This is a genomic window from Limnohabitans sp. 103DPR2 (assembly GCF_001412575.1).
Classification (GTDB): Bacteria; Pseudomonadota; Gammaproteobacteria; order Burkholderiales; family Burkholderiaceae_C; genus Limnohabitans_A.
In genome coordinates, this window is sequence record NZ_CP011834.1 from 1155668 (window position 1) to 1173199 (window position 17532).

The window sequence follows — 17532 nt, forward strand, 5'->3', positions numbered from 1 at the left end:
TTTGAAAATGTTAAGCGAGGTGGTGCAGGACATGGGCAAAGGCATCGATGCACAACTGCATGTCATCTGTGGTGGTGGATTCCAGAGGGTTGTGGCTGATGCCGCTGTTTTCGCCGCGCACGAACAACATGGCTTGGGGCATCACCTCATGCAACTTCATGGCGTCGTGGCCGGCACCGCTTGGCATCACAAACAAGGGCACGCCCAAGTCTTTCAGCGCATTCTCCCAACGCTTTTGCCATTCGGGTGCGCTAGGTGCGGCCGGGGCACGCAAGGTTGCTTCGCGTTTGCAGACCAAACCGCGACGTTCGCAAATGTCGTCCAAGGCTTGCAAGACATCGCGTTCAAGCGCGTCCCGTTGTGGGTCGGTGGGCGCGCGCATGTCCATCGAGAAAAGGCATTTGCCAGGCACCACGTTGATCGAGCCATTGGGCACTTGGAGTTGGCCAATCGTGGCAACCGAGTCACCATCTTGAGCGGCGCGCTTTTCCATGAACAGCGCCAGTTCAGCAACCGCTGCGGCCGCATCTCGGCGGCGGTCCATGGGGGTGGTGCCTGCATGGCTGGCAGTGCCTATCATTTCGCACAAATAGCGCACGCTGCCATTGATGGAGCTGACCACGCCCAAGGGCAAGTTCATCTCGTTCAGCACAGGGCCTTGCTCAATGTGAACTTCGATGAAGCCTAGGTAATCTGCTGGATTGCGTTGAATTTTGGGAATGTCGTGTTCATTCAAACCTGCTTGCTTCATGGCCTCTCGCATGGACACGCCATCGACGTCCATTTGGTCCAGCCAAGCGGGGTTGAATTGACCCACCAAGGCGCCCGAGCCCAAGAAGGTGGCCTTGTAGCGTTGGCCTTCTTCTTCTGCAAAGGCCACCACTTCAATGCCAAATTTCAGACGAGATTTTGTTGAAGCTAATTTCTTGACGCAGGCAATCGGCACATAAATGCCCAATCTGCCATCGTATTTGCCGCCGTTGCGCACGGTGTCGTAATGGCTGCCTGTGAGCAAGTACTTGGCGCCATCTTGTGCAGGGTGATAACGCCCCACCACGTTGCCCACTGCGTCCACATACACCTCATCAAAACCCGCAGATTTCATGGTGCTCTGAATGCTGGCGCTACAAGCCAGGTGGGCCTGGGTGAGGTAAGTCACGGTCAGTTGGCCGTTCTCTTTGAAACCTGGGTCGCTGTGCTGTGCCAATGCTTCGTGCCAGTCCCACACTTCATCGCCTTGGTCAGGGTGACAGCCGGTTTTGTCGTTCAAGCGAATTTCAACAATGCGGTGAATGTTGCGCAAGCACTCGGCCAATTCAAAATCGGGATGGCCGTGCAGGCGTCGCTCAAAGCTTGCGATGATTTGATGTTTGTTCAAACCGACACCACGAGGGCCTCGCACCGCCAGAATGAAAGGCCAGCCAAATTTTTGCTTGTAGGCTGCATTCAGTGCGTGAATTTTTTCAAACTCTTCTGCGGTGCATTCCGTCAAGCCGGCCTTGGTTTGTTCGTTGGTAGATTCCGCAGTCAGTTCTTTGCGCACCATGGCCTTGCCAGCCAGTTCGGGGTGAGCGCGGATCAACCCAATTTGGGCTTCGCGACCGGCATCGCTGAGCACTTGCGCCATGCAATGTTTCAGATGAGCCCAAGAGGCGAAGGGTCGCATTTTGAGCGCGCCTTCAGCAATCCAGGGCGAGTGCTCGTACAAACCGTCAAGCAGTTGCAAAGCTTCTTCGTTGGAGGCTTTGTTGAGTTGTTCTAATTGAAGCGTCATGGTGTATAGGGGTGGGTTGTTTTCCAATGACGCGCAATGTCCAGGCGTCGGCATACCCACACATGGTCATGGGCTTGAATGTGGTCCAAAAATCGTTGCAAAGCGGTGATGCGACCTGGGCGGCCCAAGAGCCTGCAATGCATGCCAATGCTCATCATCTTGGGGCGGTTCAAACCTTGAGGATCGCCTTCTTTGTAGAGCGCATCAAACGTGTCTTTCATGTACTGAAAGAAGGGGTCTGCATGTGAATAACCTTGGGGCAATGCAAAGCGCATGTCGTTGCAGTCCAAGGTGTAGGGCACGATCAATTGCGGTGCAACTTGGCCATCGCTTTTTTCAACCTTCATCCAAAAGGGCAGGTCGTCACCGTAGTAATCGCTGTCGTATTCAAAGCCGCCGTAGTCGGCTACCAAGCGTCGCGTGCGGGGGCTGTCGCGGCCGGTGTACCAACCCAGCGGACGCTCTCCGCTGAGCTTTTGCAAAATGTCCATGGCCTCGGCCATGTGCGCACGTTCAGTGGCCTCGTCAATGTTTTGGTAGTGAATCCATTTCAAGCCATGACAAGCAATGTCGTAGCCCAATTCTTGAAAAGCTGCCAACACGTCGGGGTGTTTTTGCAGCGCAGTGGCAACACCGAAAACCGTGAGAGGTAGTTTGCGTTTTTCAAATTCACGCAACAAGCGCCAGACACCGGCTCGCGAGCCGTATTCGTAAATGCCTTCCATGCTGATGTGGCGCTCTGGAAAACTGGCAGGGTTGAACATTTCTGACAAAAATTGTTCGGAGCCTGCATCGCCGTGCAACACAGAGTTTTCGCCACCTTCTTCGTAATTCAAAACGAACTGCACGGCAATGCGCGCTTGACCAGGCCACTGTGCGTGGGGTGGTGTGCGGCCGTAACCTTGAAGATCGCGCGGGTAGGGCGCCGTAGAGTCGTAAGCGGAATAGGTCATGACAGGGCCAGCGAAATGTCGTGGGTGGGAATTTTTTTGTCGAAACTGAGGCTGTTCTCAACAAAAATCAAATGTTCTTCCATGAGCTTTGCAGACAGCTCCACATCTTTTTTGGCCATGGCTTCCACTATGGCTTCGTGTTCGTGTGCGGAGTGCTGTGCGGCATTCAGCGTTTGGTACATCAGTGTGATCAGCGCACAGCGAGAAATGAGTTCGCCCAGAATTTGCGCCAACACATGGTTGCCCATGAGTTCGGCAATGCGCACGTGAAAATCGCCCAGCAATTCGGTGCGGCCGTGCACATCCTCTTGCGCCACAGCTTCTTTCTCTTGTTTGGTGTGGGCCTTCAGGGCGCGAATTTTGGCCGGCGTGATGTCGCGCACAAATTCGCGCGTCATTTGAATCTCCAGCATTCTGCGAACCGCAAACACTTGTTTGGCTTCGTCGGCGGACGGGGCGGCCACAAAAGCGCCGCGCGCTGGCTCCATGCGAATGAGGCGATTTTGGGACAGCTGGAACAGGGCTTGGCGCACCAAGGTTCGGGACACCCCAAAATGGGTGGCCAGTTTTTGCTCCGCCAATTTGGAGCCTGGCATCAGGCGATGCTCGACAATGGCTTTGGTCAGCGCACTGACAATGGCGTGGGTCGATGAGGTTTCCATGAAAGTCATGATAGCTTCAAAAGCCAAAAGTGTATACACTTTCAGTCGACAAGTTTTAGGAAAGACACATCATGGGTTTGAGTACACACGTTTTAGACACCATGCACGGCTGCCCCGCAGCAGGCATGCAGGTCAGCCTCTACACCACCGAGGGCCAATTTGCCACCTTGGTCAAGACCTTTCACCTGAATGCCGATGGCCGCAATCCAGACGGGCCGCTGTACGACAACGCCAGTTTGCAAAAGGGCACCTACCGCTTGGTGTTTGACGTGGCCTCTTATTTCAAGGCCAAAGGTGTTCAGCTCCCTGAGCCGTCCTTTTTGAACCTGGTGACGCTCGATTTTGGGGTGGCCCATGTGGCTGAGCACTACCACGTGCCCCTTTTGGTCAGCCCTTGGAGTTACTCGACCTACCGCGGCTCTTAAATCGCAATTATTTCTGGTCGATTTCGCCCGAGAACGGGGTGAACTCCCTAAAATCAAACTTGTTTTGAATCAACCCCCAAACTTTTCCACCATGAGCCAAGTGACCAACACTGTGCGTTTCGTGCTTGACGGCCAAATCGTCGAAGCCCAAGGCGTGCGCCGCACCACCACCGTCTTAGATTACCTGCGCGAACAATTGCATCGCACTGGCACCAAGGAGGGATGTGCAGAAGGTGATTGCGGCGCCTGTGTGGTGATGGTGGGTGATTTGAATGACAGCGGCAATGCGGTCAACTACAAAGCCGTTAACAGCTGCATCCAATTGCTGCCCTCCTTGGATGGCAAGTCCATCAAAACAGTGGAGAGCCTCAAAAAACCCGACGGCAGTTTGCATCCTGTGCAAAAAGCCATGGTCGATTGCCATGGCTCCCAATGCGGTTTCTGCACCCCAGGCATCGTGATGAGCTTGGTGAATTTGGTGCAAGTCAACCCTTCGCCCAAGCGTCAAGAAGTGAGCGATGCGCTTAGCGGCAATTTGTGCCGTTGCACTGGCTATGCGCCCATTTTGGAAGCGGCTTCCAAAGCCTGTGGTAACAAGGCTGCATTGAAGCTAGACGATTCAGCCGACCTGCCGTTGCTCAAAGAGATTCAACGTGCTTCCACGCCTACTTTGAGTTTGGAGGGCGACATCATTGTTCAGCCCGTGGTTCGCACACGCAAAGGCAATGAGTTTGTCTCACCTGCCACATTGGCCGAAGTGGCCGACTACTTGGTCAAACACCCTACCGCCACCTTGCTTGCAGGCAGCACCGAAGTGGGCTTACAAGTGAACAAACAATTCTCACGCCCAGATCACATCGTGTACTTGGGCAACGTGGCCGAACTCAAGCAGGTGAAAGACACGCCACAAGCTTGGCACATTGGTGCGGTGGTCTCGCTCACAGAAGTGGAGGGCTTGGTGGCCAAGGCTTACCCAGACTTTGCCGAAGTGCTGCGCCGTTTTGGCTCGCCCCCCATTCGCTCAACAGCCACCTTGGCAGGCAACATTGCCAATGGTTCACCCATTGGTGATTCCATGCCCTGCCTAATGGCCTTGGGCACCACGCTCACCTTGCGCCGTGGCGACAAAACTCGCACAGTGTCTTTGGACCAGTTCTACACTGGCCAAAAACAAACGGTTTTGCAAGCTGGCGAGTTCATTGAAGCTGTGGTTTTGCCCAAGCCTCAAGCCGGTCAAGTCTTCCGTGCCCACAAAGTCAGCAAGCGTTTTGAGCAAGACATCTCGGCCACTTGTGCTGCCATCACTTACACCTTGAAGGGTGGCAAGTTGAGCAACGTGAAGTTGGCCTACAACGGCTTGGCACCATCACCTTGCCGTGCGCCCAAGTTGGAAGCCGTGTTGGAAGGCAAAGCGCCTGCCGATGTGAAAGAGTCTGACTTGGATGCGGCCATTGCTGCCAGTTTTGTGGCACGCGATGGTTTGCGCGCTACCTGGGCTTACCGCTCATTGGTCGCCCGCAACTTGGTGATCGATTTCATTGAACAACAAACGACTGAGGTGGCTTAAATGAACGCGCCCATTTCTTTGCACAATTTATTGCCCGTGTCTGGTTTGCAACAAGGCACCGATGTCATTCATGAGTCTGCGCATTTGCACGTGACGGGTGGTGCCACCTTTACCGATGACATGCCTGAATTGGCTGGCACCTTGTATGCCGCCATCATCAAATCACCGGTGGCCCATGGCGAATTGATTGGCGACGGCATTGACCGCGAAGCCATTTTGAAAGCGCATGGTGTGGTGGCTGTTTACACCGCCAAAGACATCCCTGGTGAAAACAATTGCGGCCCCATCATTCACGACGATCCTTTCCTGGCTGTAGGCAAAGTCGAGTTCATCGGACAAGCTGTCGCCGTGGTGGTCGCACGAGAAATGCTCTATGCCCGCGAAGCTGCGCACAACGCCAAAGTGTTGGTGAAAGAACTCAAGCCCATTTTGACCATTGACGAAGCCATGGCAGCGCAAAGTTTTGTCATGCCCGCCAAAGGCATCACGCGCGGCAATGCATCCGAAGCCATTGCCAAAGCACCTCGGAAAGTCAAGGGCAGCACCGAAACCGGTCAGCAAGAACAGTTTTACATGGAAGGCCAAATTACATACGCCGTGCCGCGTGAAGATGGTCAACTCACCTTGTACTGTTCTACGCAGCACCCTGATGGCAATCAGCGAGAAGCCGCATCGGCCTTGAACCTCAGCACCAACGACGTGGAAGTGATTTGCCGCCGCATGGGCGGTGGCTTTGGCGGCAAAGAGGGCAATGCCAGCATTTTCAGCCAGAGTGCCGCCTTGGCCGCGTTCAAATTGCAGCGTCCTGTGAAGTTGCGCGTGAACCGCGACGACGACATGATGATCACGGGCAAGCGTCACGACTTCCGCATTGACTACGAAGTGGGTTATGACGACGAAGGCCGCATCTTGGGTGCTGACATCACCCTCATGTCACGCTGCGGATACAGCACCGACTATTCTGGTCCTGTCAACGATCGTGCTTGCTTGCACATCGACAATTGCTACTACATTCCCAATTTGAAACTGATCAGCCACCGCTGCAAAACCAACACGCAAAGCGCCACCGCTTTCCGTGGTTTCGGTGGTCCTCAGGGCATGTTTGGCATTGAGACTGTCATTGAGCAAATTGCCAATGACATCGGCAAAGATCCTTTAGATGTGCGCTTGCTCAACATCTACAAAGACCCCGCAGTTTCGGGCAACCCTGCCACCATGGTGACGCAATACGGTCAGACCATTGCCGATTGGGTGGGCGACAAGGTGATTGACCAAGTGGCCACAGAAGCCAAGTACCGTGAACGCCGCGACAGCGTCAATGCGTTCAACAAAGTGAACAAGCGCCGCAAACGTGGCTTGGCTTTGGTGCCCTTGAAATTTGGCATCAGCTTCACGGCCACCATGTTGAACCAAGGCGGCGCCTTGCTCAACATCTACATGGACGGCTCGGTCAGCTGCAACCATGGCGGTACTGAAATGGGCCAGGGCCTCAACACCAAGATGGCGCAAGTGTGCGCCGATGGTTTGGGCATCGACATCAAATACGTGCGAGTCACTGGCACCGATACACAAAAGGTGCCCAACGCTTCTGCAACATCTGCTTCCAGCGGCGCAGACATCAATGGCGCAGCCATCATGAATGCCACGGCGCAAATGCGCGCGCGCTTGGCGCCAGTGGCCGCCAACATGTTGGGCTGCAAGGAATCCGATGTGAGCTTTGCCAACAGCATGGCACACGGTGGTGGCAAGTCTGTGGAGTGGACGGCTGTGGCCAAGCAAGCATGGTTAGACCGTGTCGGCTTGTCGGTCACTGGTTTTTACATGACGCCCGAAATCAAATACGACTTTGCAACCCTCACAGGCCACGCGTTCTATTACTACTGCTACGGCGCCTCTGTCAGTGAAGTTGAAATTGACACCCGCACAGGTGAATATTGGATCAAAGCCGTGGACATCGTGCACGACGCTGGCAAGAGCATCAACCCCGCCATCGACAAAGGCCAGATTGAAGGCGGCTACGTGCAAGGCATGGGCTGGCTTACCATGGAAGAGTGCATTTGGGACAAGAAGGGCAAGTTCCTGACGCATGGCCCCAGTACTTACAAAATCCCAGTGGCTGGCGACATTCCAGAGCACTTCAATGTGACCTTGTTTGACGGCAGCAATTTGAAGCCTACGCCTTTCAATTCGAAAGCTGTAGGTGAGCCACCCTTGATGCTGGCCTTGTCAACTTTCTTTGCCTTGCGTGATGCTGTGAGCGCCAGTGCCGACCACAAAACCGTGGTTCACATGAGCGCGCCTGCAACACCCGAGAAGATTTTGATGACTTGCGAGAAAGCCAAAGCGGCTGTTTAAACCGTTTCAGTCTTGACCCTCTGTGAGCGTGTCAAGCTGAAACTTACCGCTTTTGTGCCAGAGCCAAACGTCTGAATAGACCACCTTGTTCAGGTGCGCCGGAACAGGGTAGGGGGCTGCTTGACGCACCGTCTTTTCAATTTCTTTCATGACCTCGGGGGCATGGCCTGGCGCTCTCACCCAATAGGTGCGCGTGACTTGCCCTTGCTTGTCGACCTCGACGTCCAGTACACCGACGGCATAGAGCATGGGCGGCATGCGACCTTTGAAGATGCGTGCGCCATTGAGTTGGTAGAGATGCTTGGCCGCATCAACGCGGTACTCATGGGCATTGCGCGCGTTGGAGGTGGGTAATTGTGGCTTGGCAGGCTCGATGGGCTTGATGACGACGGGGGCCGGTGGCGGTGCCGAATCTTGAGGCGGCGGTGGTGGGGTGCTGCAACCCACCAACCAAGCTGCAATGAATGCGCAGCCGAGGCCGCGGTAAAAAAGAGAATGGCGTGCCGCTTCGGTGAATGTCATTTGAAATTTGTCCCCTCTATCGCAATTGCCCATTCTGTCACTGTACAGTGTGGTTTGAACAGTCCCAAATTGAAAGTCGTTTCCCGTGCATTGGATTCCCGCGCTTCTTGAGAAATTGGCACATGCCCCTGCCGTGTGGATCACGGTCTTGCAAGCGCAAGGCTCTGTGCCACGCGGTGCAGGCACTGTCATGGCCGTTTTTGGAGATGATTTTTTGGGCACCATTGGCGGTGGTCATTTGGAGTTTGAAGCCATTGCAGAGGCTCGTCGATGCCTGCAAGCGTCCCATGCTCAGGGTCTGTTGCCGTTTGAAAAACGCTTTGCTTTAGGCCCCAGTTTGGGCCAATGCTGCGGCGGTGCTTTGGTCTTGAAGTTTGAAGGGGTGACAATCAAGGACGCTCCGCGTTTGCAAGCACTCATGCAAGCGCAAGCTGCTGAGCGATTTCGGCCACTGGCCTTGTTTGGTGGCGGACACGTTGGCAAAGCACTGGTTCAGGTGCTGGCGCCATTGCCATTTCATGTTCGGTGGATCGACAGCCGCGATGAAATTTTTCCTGCGGATGTGCCAGGACAGGTGGTCTGTGAGCACTCCAATCCGGTGCAGGCTGCCGTGCCTGAATTGGCACCGCAAAGCCGTGTCTTGATCATGAGTTTCAGCCACGCCGAAGACTTGGATGTGGTGGCCGCCTGTTTGCAGCGCCAGCGCCAGCACAAGGACTTGGCCTTCATTGGCCTCATTGGCAGCGCCACCAAATGGGCAACCTTCAAGCGCCGCTTGGTCGAGCGAGGCTTTACAGAAGAAGAGTGCCAGCAGGTCACTTGCCCCATCGGTGTACCCGGTATCACAGGCAAAGAACCTGAAGTGATTGCAGTGGCGGTGGCGGCACAGCTGTTGCAAGCCTGAAAAATTGTATACACTTCGGTAAACAATTTGGAAATTGAACATGGACGCCTATTTACTGGACTGGCTTAATTTGCTGTTGCGATGGGTGCATGTGATCACCGTGATCGCATGGATTGGGTCGTCGTTTTACTTCGTCTTCCTCGACAACAATCTGCTGAAACCCAACTCACCCGATTTGCTTGAAAAAGGCGTGGACGGTGCCATGTGGGCCGTGCATGGTGGCGGTTTTTACAACCCGCAGAAGTACATGGTGGCGCCCAAGAAAATTCACACCAAGTTGCATTGGTTTTATTGGGAAAGCTATTCGTCTTGGTTGTCTGGTTTTGCGCTTTTCACGGTTTTGTATTTGTGGAACGCCAGCACCTATTTGATCGACAAGTCCCTGATGGACTGGTCGCCCGCCATGGCCATTTCAGCCGCGCTGGGTTTCTTGGTGGCGTTTTGGTTTGTTTACGACACGGTCTGCCGCCTGTTCGGTTTTAAAAAGAATGGTGAACTGATCGTTGCCGGCTTGATGCTTTGCGTGGTGGCCTTTGCATCGTGGTTGGCCTGTCAATTGTTTGCGGGACGCGCCGCCTTCTTGTTGGTGGGCGCCATGATTGCCACGGCCATGAGTGCCAATGTGTTTGTGTGGATCATTCCAGGTCAGCGCAAAGTGGTGGCCGCCATGACCTCCGGCGAAAAATACGACGCCATGGCCTTGGCCATTCACGGCAAACGCGGCAAGCAGCGCAGTGTGCACAACACGTATTTCACGCTGCCCGTGATCTTTGCCATGTTGAGCAATCACTACAGCTTTTTGTACACGCACCCCCAGCGTTGGTTGATTTTGTTTGTGCTGATGTTTGCAGGCGCTTTGATTCGTCAGTTCTTCGTCCAGCGCCACGGCTACCATTTGGGCCGTGCCAAAAATCCATGGCCCTTTGCGGCAGTGGGTGTGGCTTTGATTGTGGCTGTGATCTTGGCCATGGCACCTTGGGGCTCGTCATCCAGCGCGCCTGCGAATGCGCAAGCCAAGCCCGCCACATTTGCCCAAGTCAAATCCGTCATTGATCAGCGATGCCTCAGCTGCCACGGCGCCCAAGTGCAAATGAAAAATGTGCGCTTAGATTCGCTTGAAGGCATTCAGTTGAACGCGCAAAACGTTTACCAACAGGTGAGCGTGACCAAGCAAATGCCGATGAACAATGCCACGGGCATCACGCAAGAAGAACGTGACACCATCGCGTCTTGGTACTTGGCTGGCGCCAAACTGGACTGAAGCGAAAGCTTGTACGAGAAAGCCTGGCAATTGCAGGTCAGTGACCTGCCGCCAATTGCACAGCAAATTGGTTGTGCCGCTCAATCACTCGACCTAATTCAACGCGCGTGAGTTGACCCTCGCTCACCACCACTTGGCCATTGACCACCGTGTAGGCGGCAGGCGCACTGGCACACAACATCAAACTGCCAATGGCATCATGGACGGCGCCTCCAGCAAAACTGAGGCTGCGCAAATCAAACAAGGCCATGTCGGCACAGTAACCCACCGTCAACTGCCCAATGTCCTTGCGGCCTAAGACCTCGGCGCCACCGCGCGTGGCCAAGCGCAGTGCGTCGCGCGCCGTCATTTCCATGGGGGCGGTGTCGCAGCCAAAAATGGTTTTGCCTTCGGCATTGACTTGCGGGGCTTCAAGCGACTTGCGCAGTCTGGCCAACAACATGGCTTGTCGTGCTTCATTCACCATGTGCGCCGCATCGTTGCTGGCGCTACCGTCAACGCCTAAGCCCACGGGTACGCCGGCTTCGATCATTTTGCGAATAGGGGCAATGCCGCTGGCCAAGCGCATGTTGCTGCATGGGCAGTGTGCAATACCGGTGCGCGTAGCGGCAAAGAGTGAGATGCCTTCGTCGTCGAGTTTGACGCAGTGGGCATGCCACACATCGTCGCCCAACCAACCGAGGTCTTCGGCATATTGCGTGGGTGTGCGATTGAACTTCTCGAGGCTGTAGGCAATGTCATGGTCGTTTTCGGCCAAGTGCGTGTGCAGGCGAACGCCATAGTGGCGTGCCATCTCTGCCGACAATCGCATGAGGTCTTGGCTGACGCTGAAAGGCGAGCAGGGTGCCACAGCGACTTGTGTCATGGCGCCATGTGAGGCATCGTGATAAGTTTCGATGAGGCGTTGCGTGTCTTTCAAGATGGCGTCTTCTTGTTCCACCACACGGTCGGGTGGCAGGCCGCCTTTGGATTGGCCCACACTCATGCTGCCGCGGGTGGCGACAAAACGCATCCCAATTTCTTGGGCAGCGGCAATGCAATCGTCCAACTTCACGCCATTGGGGTAGATGTACAAATGATCACTGCTGGTGGTGCAACCCGACAGCAGCAATTCGGCCATGGCAGTTTGCGTGCTGGCGTAAATCATCTCGGGCTGCAGACCTGCCCAAATGGGATACAAGCCTGTGAGCCAGCTGAACAACTCGGCGTTTTGGACCGCTGGAATGGCCCGCGTCAAACTTTGACACATGTGGTGGTGTGTGTTCACCATGCCGGGAATCACCACATGGTGCTGGGCATCGATCACTTTGTCAGCCGTTTGGGGCAAGCTGTCGGCAGGGCCAATCGCTTCGATGCAGTTGTCTCTGACAAAGAGGGAGGCGTTGCGAAGTTCATCGCCCGCGTCGTTGAGCGTGGCGATGGTGTGAGCGTTGTGGATGAGCAAGGTGGTCATGGCAATGATTTTGCACGAAGAAATTGATCGGACTCAACTCAGACACTACACTCTGCTGCATGAGTGATCCCATTTCAATTCACCCCGACATTGCGTCAAGTCCCCGCACTTTTTTGCGCCAATTGTTTGATGCCGCCGTGACCAGGGCGCTGCCTTTGGAAAACACGCCTGCGTTCTTGCCTGCTGCACCCAAAGGTCGTACCCTGGTTTTGGGCGCAGGCAAAGCGGCCGGTGCCATGGCCCATGCCGTCGAAGCCTTGTGGCCCCAAGATGCGCCTTTGTCGGGCATGGTGGTCACCCGTTACGGTCATTCCCCCCAACGCCCTGAAGGCGTGGCGCCCCGCTTGAAAGTGGTCGAAGCCTCACACCCCGTGCCCGATGCCGCAGGACTGGCTGCAGCCGAAGAAATTTTGGCGCTGACAAAAGGTTTGACGAAGGATGACTTGGTCTTGTTTTTGATCTCTGGCGGGGGCTCTGCTTTGCTCACTTTGCCGGCCGAAGGCTTAAGCCTGGCTGAAAAACAAAGCATCAATCAGGGGCTGTTGAAAAGCGGTGCCAACATTGGCGAAATGAACTGTGTCCGCAAACACTTGTCCCGCATCAAAGGGGGGCGTTTGGCTGCAGCCTGCGCACCTGCCAAGGTAGTCACCTTGGCCATCAGCGATGTGCCAGGCGACGATCCTTCCGTGATTGCCAGTGGCCCCACGGTGCCCGATGTCACCACGTGTCAAGATGCCCTCGACATTTTGCAGCGCTACAACATCGAGATTTCAGTTGCGGTGAAACAGGCTTTGGAAAGTGGTGCCTGGGAATCTCCCAAGCCAGGTGATGCCATGTTTGCCAACACCTCGGTTCACCTCATTGCAACGCCTCAACAATCTTTGATGGCCGCCGCTGCCTTGGCAGAGTCCAAAGGTTTGCGGGCCTATGTGTTGAGCGACGAAATTGAAGGTGAATCGCGTGAAGTGGGCAAAGTTCATGCAGCCTTGGCGCGCGCCAGTGCACATGGCAAAAGTCCCTTCGTCAAGCCCTGTGTCATTTTGAGCGGTGGCGAAACCACTGTCACAGTTCGCAACAACGCCAGCAAAGGCGGGGCCAAGCCACGAGAAGGGCGCGGCGGACGCGCTGGCGAGTTTTGCATGGGTTTGGCACAGGGACTGCAAGCGCAAGCTGGTGTGTGGGCTTTGGCTGCAGACACCGACGGCATTGACGGGGTTGAAGACAACGCTGGCGCCATGGTGACCCCAGACACCTTGCTTAGGGCGCAGCAGGCGGGCGTCAATTTGGACGAGCATTTGGGCTGCAACGACGCCTACGGTTATTTCCAGGCACTAAACGATTTGGTGTTTTCGGGGCCCACGCACACCAATGTGAACGACTTCCGCGCCATTTTGGTGTTGTGACAAATGATTGATGTGCGTCAACACGCCCGAGCCAAGGCTCTGGCAAATTCGGCGCATGTTGAATCGCGTTCTCACCATCATCCCCACTCCGGCTGAAGACCTGCCAGTTGGCACGGTCTTGTTGCGACGGGGTCAAGCGGCCAGCAAGGCTTTGCATTTGCTCAGTGGCCGTGTTGCCTTCGGGGTGATTGAGAACGGTGAAATGGTGCATCAACTGGGCGTGGTGGAAGGTCCCTTTTGGCTGGAGGCTGCGGCTACTATGTTGGGACTGCCGCACGCTGTCGATGCGCTGGCCGAAAGTCCTGTGACCCTCCAGGCCATGCCTTTGGGGCAATTCAAAAGTTATTTGAAGAACTTGCCCGAACCGGTGCACACCCTCATGCTGGATTTGGCCAAAGCCCAAAGGCAGCAGATCGAGGTGGCTGTGAGCCGTTTGGCCAAGGATGCCGATGCCCGTTTTGCCGAATGGCTGCTGCGGCACGCCGAACCTACCGATGCACAGGGCAGCATGGCGGTCATCTTGCGAGATCGCAAACGACTCATTGCCGCACAACTGGGCATTGCCCCTGAAACTTTCTCACGGCTGCTCAAGCATTTGAGGGAGCGCAAGCTCATCAGTGGCGGCGGCAGGGTGCTGAACTTGCTCGATCCCACAGGTTTGCAGTCCTTGGCAGGTATTTAAAAAGATTCACCCCAGTTGCTAGGGTTGGGGTCTCAAAGATCGATAGAATTTATCGAACTTTGAGAATTCCATGCATTCCCCTGAGCCAGCGCGACTGTCACTGTCCAACATCACCAAGCGGTACCCCGGCGTGGTCGCCAATCGCTCGGTGTCCTTGTCGGTTAGACCGGGTGAAGCGCATGCCGTTTTAGGCGAGAACGGCGCTGGCAAATCGACCCTCATGAAGATCATCTACGGCTCTGTCAAGCCGGATGAAGGTGAAATTCAATACAACGGCCAGTCCGTTCACATTCGCAATCCCCAGCAAGCCCGTGCTTTGGGCATCAGCATGGTGTTTCAACATTTCAGTTTGTTTGACACCCTCAGCGTGGCTGAAAATGTCTGGCTGGGTTTGGACAAGTCGCTCAAGCTCTCAGAAGTTACGGCCCGCATCAGTTTGAAAGCGGCCGAATACGGATTGGACATTGACCCTTCCCGTCCAGTCCACACCTTAAGCGTTGGCGAAATGCAGCGGGTTGAAATCATTCGGGCCTTGCTCACCGAGCCGCTGTTGCTGATCTTGGATGAGCCCACCTCGGTACTCACGCCCCAAGCGGTGGACAAGCTGTTTGTGGTGCTTAAAAAATTGGTCAGCCAAGGCTGCAGCTTGCTCTACATCAGCCACAAATTGCATGAAATCCGAGAACTGTGCACCGCCTGTACGGTGCTTCGAGCCGGCCAAGTGACGGGTGTCTGCGATCCTCGTGAAGAATCCAATGCGTCGCTCAGTCGCTTGATGATTGGCGCAGAACCACCAGCCCTTACTTACCAAGACCGACAGCCTGGCGCTGTGTTGTTTGAAGTGAAGAATTTGTCTTTGCCCAAGGAGGACCAATTCGGCGTCGATTTGTCGCAAGTCAGTTTGCAGGTTCGTGCCGGTGAGGTGGTGGGCATTGCCGGCGTCTCTGGCAATGGTCAACGTGAATTGTTGTATGCCTTGTCGGGTGAGGATACGCGTGCACAAGCCCAAGAGATTCAATTGCAAGGGCAAGCAGTTGGCCATTCAGGACCCGACGAGCGCCGCCAAGCGGGTTTGCATTTTGTGCCAGAAGAGCGCCTCGGCCGCGGTGCTGTGCCTTCGCTGAGTTTGTCGCAAAACATGCTGCTCACACGCGGTGAGGCCATTGCCCAGAGTGGCTGGATTCACACGCAAGTGCTGCAAACACAAGCCCAAAATATCATCGACCGGTTCAACGTCAAAGCCAATGGCACACAAGCTGCCGCGCAGTCTTTGTCGGGCGGTAATTTGCAAAAATTCATAGTGGGCCGAGAGATCGACGCCAACCCCAAAGTGCTGTTGGTGTCGCAACCCACTTGGGGTGTGGACGTTGGCGCAGCTGCGCAAATTCGCGGTGAGTTGCTGGCGCTTCGCGATGCCGGTTGTGCGGTGTTGGTGGTCAGTGAAGAGTTGGATGAGCTGTTTGAGATTTCTGACCGCTTGTATGTCATGGCCAATGGCAAGTTGTCTCCCTCGATTGACCGAAAAGATGCCACCGTTGCGCAAATTGGTGAGTGGATGAGTGGTTTGTGGGAGGCCCATGCTCAAGCTTGAGTTGCGTCCTCAGGACTCCAAGGTGTGGCGTTATGCCTCCCCTTTGTTGGCCTTGGCCATCACAGTGGCCTTGGGCATTGGTTTGTTCGTGCTGCTGGGCAAAGATCCCGTGCGTGGCCTGCAAATGTTTTTTTGGGAGCCCCTCAAGTCGGCCTATGCCTTGGGCGAATTGATGGTCAAAGCCACGCCCTTGTTGGTCATTGCTTTGGGCTTGGCAGTTTGTTATCGCTCCAATGTTTGGAACATTGGCGCTGAAGGCCAGTTTGTCATGGGCGCTGTGGCCGCTGGTGGTGTGGCCATGCTGGCCGACAAAGAAACAGGCCGTTGGATTGTGGTGGCCGTTGTTCTGGCAGGTGTTGCGGGCGGCATGTTTTGGGCCTCGATCACCGCTTGGCTCAAGGACAAGTTTCACGCCAACGAAATTTTGGTCAGCTTGATGCTGGTGTATGTGGCCGACATGGTGTTGGGTTACTTGGTCTATGGTCCTTGGAAAGACCCCGCGGGTTACAACTTTCCGCAAACCAAAACCTTTGAAGCGGTCACCCAAATTCCTCGCCTGATGTCGGGCTCTCGCGTCAGTGTGGGCCTCATTTTGGCGCTGATCGGTGTGGCAGCCGTCTGGATCTTTTTGTTCAGAACGCGTGCAGGTTTTGCGCAGCAAGTGGGCGGGTTGGCGCCAGCCGCTGCACGCTATGCTGGCTTTTCTTCTCGCAGGGCGTTGTGGACCGCCTTGTTGGTATCGGGCGGTGCCGCCGGTTTGGCCGGTGCCCTTGAAGTAGCGGGCCCTTTAGGCCAATTAACGCCTTATGTGCCAGCAGGCTATGGCTTTGCCGCCATCATCGTGGCCTATGTGGGGCGCTTGCATCCTGTGGGCATGGTGTTTTCGGCAGTGCTCATGAGCATGTTCTACATTGGCGGTGAACTGGCGCAGTCGCGCATGGGATTGCCCAAGTCCATCACAGGCGTGTTCCAAGGCTTGTTGTTGTTCAGTCTGTTGGCGTGTGACACGCTGGTGGCCTATCGCCTGCGTTGGCAGAGCAGGAGGGTGTGATGGAATCGTACGCATTGTTGGTGGCGGCCACATTGAATGCAGGCACGGTCTTGGCCATTGCTGCCCTGGGTTTGCTGATCAACGAAAGAGCGGGGGTGGTCAACCTGGGTGCCGAGGGCATGATGTTGTGTGCGGCCATTGCAGGCTTTGCAACCGTGGTGCACACCGGAAGTGATTGGCTAGGTTTTTTGGCGGGCATGGGTGCGGGGGCTGTGTTGGCCGCTGTCTTTGGTGTCTTGGTGATTTACCTTAGCACCAACCAATACGCCACAGGCTTGGCGCTAAGTTTGTTTGGTGTGGGCTTTTCTGCGTTTGTGGGCATTGGCTATGTCCAAGAAAAGTTACCTCAGCGCCCCAGCTTTGAAATCCCATTTTTGGCGGACATTCCCCTCATGGGTTCTGCCTTCTTCAAGCAGCACCCCCTGGTCTATGGCGTGATTGCTTTCGTCTTTGGGTTGATGTGGTTCTTCTACAAAACCCGCACAGGTTTGGTGCTCAGATCGGTGGGCGAATCCCCCGAATCGGCGCATGCACTGGGCTATTCGGTGCGTCGCATTCGTTTTTATGCGGTGGTGGCTGGTGGCGCTTTGTGCGGTTTGTCAGGTGCCTACATCTCGATTGCCTATACGCCTCTTTGGGTTGAGGGCATGGTGGCCGGCAAGGGCTGGATTGCTTTGGCCTTGACCACCTTTGCAACCTGGCGACCGGCTCGGATTTTGCTTGGTGCTTATTTGTTTGGTGGGGTCACCATGCTTCAGTTCCACTTGCAAGGTTTGGGCGTGCAAGTGCCCAGCCAGTGGCTGACGGCTTTGCCGTACATTGCCACCATTGTGGTGCTGGCGCTGATCTCACGAAATCCGGCTTGGATTCGCATCAACATGCCAGCTTCACTAGGCAAACCCTTCCATCCCGGTTCATAATGTTTTTTC

The 17532-nt window shown here is 55.3% G+C and carries 15 protein-coding genes; 10 read left to right on the forward strand and 5 right to left on the reverse strand.

Annotation, left to right across the window (positions count from 1 at the left end):
• Window positions 1-10 precede the first annotated feature (10 nt).
• From uraD to L103DPR2_RS05750, 3 genes are read right to left on the reverse strand one after another with little or no spacing between them, the layout of a single operon-like run.
• Entirely contained in the window at window positions 11-1774 is a 1764-nt protein-coding gene (gene uraD, locus L103DPR2_RS05740) for a 2-oxo-4-hydroxy-4-carboxy-5-ureidoimidazoline decarboxylase (RefSeq protein WP_055360149.1), read from the reverse strand.
• Window positions 1771-2727 carry an allantoinase PuuE gene (puuE, locus tag L103DPR2_RS05745; protein WP_055360150.1) on the reverse strand — a complete coding sequence of 319 codons (957 nt, stop codon included), beginning with the start codon at window positions 2725-2727 and terminating at the stop codon, window positions 1771-1773. Before puuE ends, uraD begins: the two co-directional genes overlap by 4 nt.
• Window positions 2724-3398 (reverse strand): GntR family transcriptional regulator, encoded by a 675-nt coding sequence (locus tag L103DPR2_RS05750; protein ID WP_055360151.1) that lies wholly within the window; start codon window positions 3396-3398, stop codon window positions 2724-2726. The genes puuE and L103DPR2_RS05750 overlap by 4 nt, the downstream gene beginning before the upstream one ends.
• A 62-nt stretch (window positions 3399-3460) precedes the next feature.
• On the opposite strand from L103DPR2_RS05750, the gene uraH reads away from it, so the two are divergent.
• The 3 genes from uraH to xdhB all read left to right on the forward strand — a co-directional run bounded on the left by uraH (window position 3461) and on the right by xdhB (window position 7736).
• Entirely contained in the window at window positions 3461-3814 is a 354-nt protein-coding gene (gene uraH, locus L103DPR2_RS05755; RefSeq protein ID WP_055360152.1) for a hydroxyisourate hydrolase, read from the forward strand.
• 91 nt (window positions 3815-3905) lie between these two features.
• Entirely contained in the window at window positions 3906-5381 is a 1476-nt protein-coding gene (xdhA, locus tag L103DPR2_RS05760; RefSeq protein ID WP_055360153.1) for a xanthine dehydrogenase small subunit, read from the forward strand.
• Window positions 5382-7736, forward strand: coding sequence for a xanthine dehydrogenase molybdopterin binding subunit (gene xdhB / locus L103DPR2_RS05765; RefSeq protein ID WP_055360154.1), 2355 nt, complete (start codon window positions 5382-5384; stop codon window positions 7734-7736). It begins immediately after the preceding gene.
• 6 nt (window positions 7737-7742) lie between these two features.
• Here xdhB and L103DPR2_RS05770 read toward each other — a convergent pair whose 3' ends face one another.
• Window positions 7743-8258, reverse strand: coding sequence for a hypothetical protein (locus L103DPR2_RS05770; RefSeq protein ID WP_055360155.1), 516 nt, complete (start codon window positions 8256-8258; stop codon window positions 7743-7745).
• Window positions 8259-8343: 85 nt separating this feature from the next.
• Here L103DPR2_RS05770 and xdhC point away from each other — a divergent pair, with 85 nt between their 5' ends.
• Together xdhC and L103DPR2_RS05780 are read left to right on the forward strand one after the other, a co-directional pair.
• Window positions 8344-9162 (forward strand): xanthine dehydrogenase accessory protein XdhC, encoded by an 819-nt coding sequence (gene xdhC, locus L103DPR2_RS05775; RefSeq protein WP_055360156.1) that lies wholly within the window; start codon window positions 8344-8346, stop codon window positions 9160-9162.
• 40 nt (window positions 9163-9202) lie between these two features.
• Window positions 9203-10423 carry a urate hydroxylase PuuD gene (locus tag L103DPR2_RS05780; RefSeq protein ID WP_055360157.1) on the forward strand — a complete coding sequence of 407 codons (1221 nt, stop codon included), beginning with the start codon at window positions 9203-9205 and terminating at the stop codon, window positions 10421-10423.
• 37 nt (window positions 10424-10460) lie between these two features.
• On the opposite strand, the gene L103DPR2_RS05785 is transcribed toward L103DPR2_RS05780, so the two are convergent.
• On the reverse strand, window positions 10461-11876 hold the full coding sequence (locus L103DPR2_RS05785) for an 8-oxoguanine deaminase (RefSeq protein WP_055360158.1): 1416 nt from the start codon (window positions 11874-11876) through the stop codon (window positions 10461-10463).
• Window positions 11877-11935: 59 nt separating this feature from the next.
• Between L103DPR2_RS05785 and L103DPR2_RS05790 the strand changes: the two genes are divergently transcribed.
• From L103DPR2_RS05790 to L103DPR2_RS05810, 5 genes are all read left to right on the forward strand, one after another.
• Window positions 11936-13279: a glycerate kinase type-2 family protein gene (locus tag L103DPR2_RS05790; protein WP_055360159.1), complete on the forward strand. Its 1344-nt coding sequence runs from the start codon at window positions 11936-11938 to the stop codon at window positions 13277-13279.
• 55 nt (window positions 13280-13334) lie between these two features.
• Window positions 13335-13961: a Crp/Fnr family transcriptional regulator gene (locus tag L103DPR2_RS05795; RefSeq protein ID WP_055361886.1), complete on the forward strand. Its 627-nt coding sequence runs from the start codon at window positions 13335-13337 to the stop codon at window positions 13959-13961.
• A gap of 70 nt (window positions 13962-14031) precedes the next feature.
• The gene (locus L103DPR2_RS05800) at window positions 14032-15552 is read left to right on the forward strand and encodes an ABC transporter ATP-binding protein (protein WP_055360160.1); all 1521 of its coding nucleotides are present in this window, start codon (window positions 14032-14034) and stop codon (window positions 15550-15552) included.
• Window positions 15539-16603, forward strand: coding sequence for an ABC transporter permease (locus L103DPR2_RS05805; protein WP_055360161.1), 1065 nt, complete (start codon window positions 15539-15541; stop codon window positions 16601-16603). The genes L103DPR2_RS05800 and L103DPR2_RS05805 overlap by 14 nt, the downstream gene beginning before the upstream one ends.
• Window positions 16603-17523 (forward strand): ABC transporter permease, encoded by a 921-nt coding sequence (locus L103DPR2_RS05810; protein WP_055360162.1) that lies wholly within the window; start codon window positions 16603-16605, stop codon window positions 17521-17523. The genes L103DPR2_RS05805 and L103DPR2_RS05810 overlap by 1 nt, the downstream gene beginning before the upstream one ends.
• The last annotated feature ends 9 nt before the right edge of the window (window positions 17524-17532 follow it).